This window comes from Streptomyces sp. NPDC004721 (assembly GCF_053601495.1).
On the sequence record NZ_JBSGBZ010000121.1, the window covers coordinates 1 to 7312 of the forward strand.

Genomic DNA, 7312 nt, shown 5'->3' on the forward strand with positions numbered 1-7312 from the left:
TCTCTTGCGCAAGGAGAAGGGCAGCAGGAACAGGGACAAGGCCCGGCTGAAGGTCGCCCGCGCGCATGCGCGGGTGGCCGACGCGCGCCGCGAGTCCTCACGGACGAACGCGGATGATCGTCTTCCCCTGGCGTCGCTCGGTCGGGTTGAGGGCGGCGACGGCATCGTCGAGGGTCGCGACATTGGCGATGTTCGTGCGCAGCCGTCCGTCCCGCACCCGCTGGACGATCTCACCCAGCTGGGCACGATCGGACTCGACAACGAAGTCGATCGCCAGGCCGTGGGCGGGCCGCGCCTCAGGCGGCCCGACGACGGTTACCAGTGTTCCTCCGGCCCGGATCAGGCCTGCGGATCGCTTCTGGATGTCGCCGCCGATGACGTCGAAGACCAGGTCGACGCCGCCGACGTCTTCCAGGGTGTCGTGGTCGAGGTCGACGAACTCCATCGCGCCGAAGTCGAGTGCCTTGTGACGGTCAGCGGCACGTCCGGTGCCGATGACGTAGGCGCCGGCCTCTTGTGCGAGCTGCGTCACCATCGTCCCGACTGCGCCGGCCGCGCCGTGCGCGAGGACGCTCTGCCCCGCCTGGAGGTGGCCGTGCTGGAACAGTCCCTGCCACGCGGTGAGGCCTGAGATCGGAAGGCTGGCGCCCACGGTGAAATCGACGTCGCCCGGCAGCGGCGCGAGGTTGCGGGCCTCGACGGCCGCGTACTCGGCGAGGGTGCCGTCGCGATGCCAGTCGGTGAGGCCGAACACGCGCTGTCCCACCGAGAGGCCCGTCGTGCCGTAGCCGAGGGCGGTGACCACTCCGGCCAGCTCATGTCCGGGGATCGACGGTGTTCGGTCGCGGTCGAGGCGATCGGTCCAGGTCGAGGGCCACGCCATCTCGGTCGGGACGAATCCCGACGCATGAATCTGAACGACGACATCGTTTATGGCCGGCTCCGGCTCGGGCCGCTCCGTCAGCGTCATCCCGGCCGTTCCTGCGGCCTGGTCCGTCACCACGATCGCCTTCATGGGAGTTGTCTCCTTGGTCATGTGTCTCTTTGGTGGTTGCGGGGATGGCCACGTGTCGCTCACGGACGAACGCGGATGATCGTCTGCCCGCTGATCCGCTCGGTCGGATTGAAGGCGGCGACGGCATCGTCGAGGGTCGCGACGTTGCCGATGTTCGTGCGCAGCCGTCCGTCCCGCACCCGCTGGACGATCTCACCCAGCTGGGCGCGATCGGGCAGGACGACGAAGTCGATCGCCAGGCCGTGGGCGGGCCGCGCCTCAGGCGGCCCGGCGATGGTCACCAGTGTTCCTCCGGCCCGGATCAGGCCTGCGGATCGCTTCTGGATGTCTCCGCCGATGACGTCGAAGACCAGGCCGACGCCGCCGACGTCTTCCAGGGTGTCGTGGTCGAGGTCGACGAACTCCATCGCGCCGAAGTCGAGTGCCTTGTGACAGTCGGCAGCGCGTCCGGTGCCGATGACGTAGGCGCCGAACTCACGGGCGAGCTGCGTCACCATCGACCCGACTGAGCCGGCCGCACCGTGCACGAGGACGCTCTGCCCCGCCTGGAGGTGGCCGTGCTGGAACAGTCCCTGCCACGCGGTCAGACCCGGCATCGGAAGGCTGGCGCCCACGGTGAAGTCGACGTCGCCCGGCAGCGGCGCGAGGTTGCGTGCCTCGACGGCCACATACTCCGCCAGCCCGCCGCCGCGATACGAGTCCGTCATGCCGAACACGCGCTGTCCCACCGAGAGGCCCGTCGTGCCGTAGCCGAGGACGGTGACCACTCCGGCCAGCTCTTGCCCGGGAATCGACGGTGTTCGGTCACGGCCGAGGCGATCGGTCCAGGTCGAGGGCCACGTCAGCTCACCCGAGGTGAATCCCGACGCATGAACCTGAACGACGACATCGTTTATCGCCGGCTCCGGCTCGGGCCGCTCCGTCAGCGTCATCCCGGCCGTTCCTGCGGCCTGGTCCGTCACCACGATCGCTTTCATCTGATCTCCTGTGAGGAAACCTCGTCCTTCAGGGCGGGAGGAATCGGACCCCTGCGGAGCAGGGCAGGGAAAGAGGAATCGCCGTCAGGGCGATTCGTCGTCGACCATCCGCGGCCTCCGGGTGGGGTGATAGGTTTCGGGTGTCCGGTCGGCGATAACCAAGCTGGCCGGGCCTACCGCCGGGCTGGCGGGATGTCAGGTCTGTGGAGCTGGCGTAAGACCGATGACTGGCACACCAGTCCTCGCCGTTGATTCGGTTCGGCTGCTGTCGATGAAACAGAAAGATCAACCCGTGAGGGTTGAATCCCCCTGCTTCAGCTGGGGGAGATGTCAATTGGACGCCTCTCTGTATCAGTCCTCGCCCTCACGGCGCCTGCGGTTCATGAGTGTTAGTGGTGTCAGGCCTCGGCGTCTTACCCCGCTGACCGGCACAGGTGCGGAGCGAGGACATCGTTGTCAAGCGCCGCTTCGAACCGGCTCACCGCTTCCCCGGCACAGGCGCACCACTGCCGCATCTGCTCCGCCCATCGCGGAAGAGTCGGTGATCGCGTTGTTCGTGCCGGTTGGAGGGGGCAGCTGTCATCCGGTTCCGGTCGATGCTGGTCAAGTCGCGTGTGCACACTGGCATGGTCACTGCTCCTCGGCTTGATCGCACGGCGTCAGGCCGGTTGCTCCTGCCGCTTCGGAAGCCGCCGGTGTGGCCGACGGTCCCGGCTTTCGGTGATCCCGCCATGACCGCACCGCGCAACGAAGCCGCGCTCACAGGGATCAGCAATGGGTAGACGGCTCCCCCGGCGCCCACCCCTTCCAGCGCCCGCGCGGGGCTCGATTCCCTGAGAGGGTCGAGCCTCCACCAGACCCGGAGCTTCAGGGTGCACAGTCGGCCCCCGGGCCCGTCAGCGGAGCCCCGTCACATCCTCACTGTCAGGTGTGACGGTTTGTTCGGCCCAGATCGTCTTGCCGGTGGGGGTATGGCGGGTGCCCCAGCGGTCGGCGAGTTGGGCGACGAGGAGGAGGCCGCGTCCGCCTTCGTCGTAGACGCGGGCGCGGCGCATGTGGGGGGTGGTGCTGCTGGTGTCGGAGACTTCGCAGATGAGGGTGGTGTTGTGGTGGATCATGCGGAGCTGGACGGGGGGTTTGCCGTAGCGGATGGCGTTGGTGACGAGTTCGCTGACGATGAGTTCGGTGATGAAGGCGGCGTGGGTCAGTCCCCACGTGGTGAGCTGGGTGGTGGCGTTTTGGCGGGCGTGGGCGACGATGGCGGGGTGGGGTTGCAGGTCCCAGGCGGCGACGCGGTCGGCGCTGAGGGCGTGGGTGCGGGCGATGAGCAGGACGATGTCGTCGTCGGGGCGGTGGGTGAGGGTGGCGGTGAGGACGTGGTCGCAGACGGTGTCGAGGGTGTGGGCGGGGCGGACGAGGGCGGCGAACATGTTGTCGAGGGCTTCGTCGATGTCGTGGTCTCGGGGTTCGAGGAGGCCGTCGGTGTAGAGGGCGAGCAGGCTGCCTTCGGGGAGTTCGGTCTCGGTGGTCTCGAACGGCAGGCCGCCCAGGCCGAGCGGGGGGCCGGCGGGGACGTCGAGGAGGTAGGCGGCGGCGTCGGGAGTGACGACGGCGGGTGGGGGGTGGCCGGCCCGTGCGAGGGTGCAGCGGCGGGTGACGGGGTCGTAGACGGCGTAGAGGCAGGTGACGCCGATGCCGCCGGCGCCTTCGGGGGCGCCTTCGGGGGTGGCTTCGTCGGCGGAGAGGCGGATGACGAGGTCGTCGAGGTGGGTGAGCAGTTCGTCGGGCGGCAGGTCGACGTCGGCCAGGGTGCTTACCGCGGTGCGCAGCCGGCCCATGGTGGCCGAGGCGCGGATGCCGTGGCCGACGACGTCGCCGACGACGAGGGCGACGCGTGCGCCTGACAGCGGGATCACGTCGAACCAGTCGCCGCTGACGCCGGTCAGGGGGTCGGCGGGCAGGTAGCGGGAGGCGATCTCGAGGGCGGCCTGCTCGGGCAGGGTCCGCGGGAGCAGGCTGCGCTGCAGGGTCATGGCGGTGGTGCGTTGGCGGGTGTGGCGCCGGGCGTTGTGGATGCTCAGGGCGGCCCGGGCGGTGAGTTCCTCGGCCAGCTGCAGGTCCTGGGGGGTGAAGGGGGCGGGGTTGTGGTGGCGGCTGAAGAGGGCGGCGCCCAGGGTGGTGTCTCGGGCGCGCAGGGGCACCACCATGAGCGAGTGTGTGCCCCACTCGCTCATCCGGGCCGCTGTTGGGTCCTGGCCGGCCCACCGGGCAAGGGTGGGGCCGGTCATCTCGTAGAGCGCGCCGCGGTCCTTTGCCAGGCATTGGGCCACCGGGGACAGCGCCGGGTAGGTGCTGGACTCGCCGACGGCGACCGGGGACTCGGGGCTTGTTTCCAGGACCGAGCGCACGGCGGCGCGGCGCATGGTGACCGGCCCGGCCAATGCGGTGGCGTCCGCCTCCTCACCGGGCGCGGGGAGCAGGTCGAGGGCGGCGAAGTCCGCGAGGCGGGGGACGGCGACGTCGGTGAGTTCCTGGGCTGTACGGGCGATGTCCAGGGTGGTGCCGATACGGGCGTCGGCCTCGTTCAGCAGCATCCGCTCCCTTTCCGTGTGTTCCTCGTGCCCCTGGTAGGCGGTCAGGCACACGCCCTGCAGCCGGCCCGCTCCGTTGCGCAGCGCGGTCAGCGACACCGGCCGGCCGCTTTCTGGGCCGTCGGCGGATCCGGCATGGACGGCGGGGAGGAAGGCCTCGGTCCACTGCGGCTCGCCGTCCTGAAGCACCTGGTGCATCCGCGCGTGGATCTCCTCGCCCACGGGGTGCGACGTGATGTCCACCAGGCGCAGCCCGCGCATCTCGGCCTCGGTGAGCGAGAGGGCGCGCTCCATGCCGGTGTTCGCCGCGATGAGCCGCAGATCCGTGCCGAAGACGGCCAGGATGCAGGGGGACTGGGCGAACGCCCACTCCTTCAGCTCCCTCAGCCCGCCCGGCTCCTCCTCCTGTCCCCGCTCGCCCGGTGCGCCCGGTGTGTCTTGCGGGGGGTTTTCGGGGTGCGGCGGCGGGCTGGTCACGGCGCAGAGAAGGAGCCACTCGGTGGCCGCACCGCCGGTGGGGGTGCGGCGGTGGGCGAGCAGGTGTTGTTCGAGGCGGCGGCCGTCCTGGTGGCGCAGCACCACGGTGCCGTTCCACCGGTCCTTGCCGGCCGCCTGGTGCCCGGCCGCCCGGCGGGCGGCCTCGCCGGTGTCGTCGGCGAGCAGGCGGGTGGCGGGGCGGCCGATGATCTGTGAGGGCTCGTAGCCGAGCAGGCGCTGGGCGCCCTCGCCCCACCCCGTCACGATGCCGTGTGCGTCGACGGTGGCCGTGGCTGTGACGGTGGCGGTGCGGGGCGGCTCGAGCGGGGCGTCCGCCTCGCCCGGCCGTTCACCAGGAGGAGTGGGAAGGTGCTCCATAGGCGCTCATCTCGCCTCGCTCGTTCCTCGACCGCTGTTCCCGGGGGAACCTCCGCGGCCAGGGCCCTACTGACAAGCATGATCCTGCGGGGCAGGAAGCACCAGCACGGTGCTCGGTGAGGTGCCCGGGCCAGGCGGGGGCGCAAACCGCCCGCGGTGGGCGGTGCGCTGTGTGCGAGGCGGGGTGCCGAGGGTGGTTCTACACGTCACCGACATGGGTAGATAACGGAAATTTCAGGAAATGTGCGACGGCGTGGAACCGGCCTGGGTCTGCCTGTGTCCGTTAGGGGCAAATGCTCACATTTCGGCATACGTGTACTGCTCCGAAGATGTGGGCCGGGACGACCGGAAGTGCGCCGAAGGATAGCCGCCATGAGCCTCGCACCCACCCCCACCCCCGCCTCTGCCTTCGCGTGCGGGCCGGCTGCGCTGGCCCCGCGTGAGCGGGAGGCGCTGCAGCACATCGCCGCCGGGCTCACCTACATGCAGACGGCCCGGCGCATGGGGCTCTCGAAACACACCGTCGATGCGTATCTGCGCCGGATCCGGGCCAAGCTCGGCATCAGCAACACCGCCGAGCTCACGCGCCTGGCCGTCTCCCTGGGCCTTTGACATCCTCCCCTCCTTGAAGGGAGGGGGATTCCTGGCTCAGGCGGCCTCCGGGAGCAGCGCCCCCAGAGGTCTTGCGCCCTCAGCACCAGCCGGGATGAGACCAGCCCGGACCAGCATCACGCGGGCGGAGTTCTTGTCCCTGGGGGACGCGACTGCGCACGCGGTGCAGGTGTAGGTGCGTTCCGAAAGCGGAAGTGCGTGCCTGGTTCTCGCTCCGCACGATGCGCAATCCATAGTGGTATGCGCGGGGTGTACGAGGCGGACGTCCCGCCCGTGCTTGCGGCCCCTCTCGATCAGGGCCGTCTTGGTGGCGCCCATGGTGGCGTCGGCCGCCTTGCGGGCCATGGTGGTCTTGGCGAGGAACTTCGGCCGGAAGTCCTCGACGGCGATGGCGTCGTGGTCGCGGACGACGCGTTTGGCCCACTTGCGGGCGGTGTCCTGCCGCTGCCGTGCAACCTTCTTGGAGACCTGCGCGGCCTGCCGCTGCGCCTTCCTGTAGCCCTTGGACGCGGCCTGCCCCTTGGCGGGCCGGCGGCGGGCCATCATCCACTGATACCGGGCCAGACGCTGCGCGGCCCGCTTGCCGTGTTCGGCGTGCGGGAGGTCGTGCGCGTCCGATGTGGTGGTGGCGGTCTCCTTGACGCCCCAGTCGATGCCGAGAACGGCGCCGGTTTCGGGGATCGGTTGCACCTCGGTGGCGACGACGAACGACGCGTACCAGTGGCCGAGGCTGTCCCGGTACACCCACACCGACGACGGAGCGGACGGCAGTTCACGCGACCACACCACTGTCACGGCGACGCCGCCCGCAAGGTGCAGGCGGCCGTCCTTCAGCCAAAACCCTCGGGTGGTGTAGTTCAGCGTCGGCTCGGCATCGCGCTTCCGTTTATGCCGGGGCATGCCCGCGCGCTGCCTCACCGGCAGACGGTGCTCAACGTCCTTCAGCGCTTTAGAGCGGGACTTGGCGAAATCCCGGATCATCTGCTGCTGCGGGACGCTCGCGCCGCCCCGCAGCCACGGCAGCTTGCTGCTCCCGATTGTGTGCGTGCACCTGCCGGGACTTGGCGACGCATTCGTTCCACACCCATCGGCACCGGTCCCACTCGGCAAGGAGCACGGTGCGGGCGGTTGACGACACGCGAAGCCGGTAGGTGTACCGGGCTAGCTGCAAGGCCGTGAAGTTTGCGGCTGGGGCATGTCGTCAAGGGCATGCGGCCGCAAGGATTTCGATGCTGGTGGTGGCTTTGTAGCTGGTGCGGTCG

4 protein-coding genes and 1 pseudogene are annotated in these 7312 nt (G+C 69.9%); 1 reads left to right on the forward strand and 4 read right to left on the reverse strand.

Going from position 1 to position 7312, the window contains the following annotated elements:
- Nucleotides 1–97: 97 nt before the first annotated feature.
- The 3 genes from ACWEK3_RS41700 to ACWEK3_RS41710 form a co-directional block, all read right to left on the reverse strand.
- The gene (locus ACWEK3_RS41700; RefSeq protein ID WP_453252197.1) at nt 98–1015 is read right to left on the reverse strand and encodes an NADP-dependent oxidoreductase; all 918 of its coding nucleotides are present in this window, start codon (nt 1013–1015) and stop codon (nt 98–100) included.
- 59 nt (nt 1016–1074) lie between these two features.
- Complete coding sequence (locus ACWEK3_RS41705) at nt 1075–1992, reverse strand: NADP-dependent oxidoreductase (protein ID WP_453252194.1); 918 nt, start codon at nt 1990–1992, stop codon at nt 1075–1077.
- Nucleotides 1993–2888: 896 nt separating this feature from the next.
- Nucleotides 2889–5438: a SpoIIE family protein phosphatase gene (locus tag ACWEK3_RS41710; RefSeq protein WP_453252195.1), complete on the reverse strand. Its 2550-nt coding sequence runs from the start codon at nt 5436–5438 to the stop codon at nt 2889–2891.
- 372 nt (nt 5439–5810) lie between these two features.
- Here ACWEK3_RS41710 and ACWEK3_RS41715 point away from each other — a divergent pair, with 372 nt between their 5' ends.
- Entirely contained in the window at nt 5811–6050 is a 240-nt protein-coding gene (locus ACWEK3_RS41715; protein ID WP_453252196.1) for a response regulator transcription factor, read from the forward strand.
- A 39-nt stretch (nt 6051–6089) separates the two neighbouring features.
- On the opposite strand, the pseudogene ACWEK3_RS41720 reads toward ACWEK3_RS41715, so the two are convergent.
- A pseudogene (locus ACWEK3_RS41720) lies at nt 6090–7160 on the reverse strand (hypothetical protein); the annotation flags it as partial.
- Nucleotides 7161–7312: the final 152 nt, after the last annotated feature.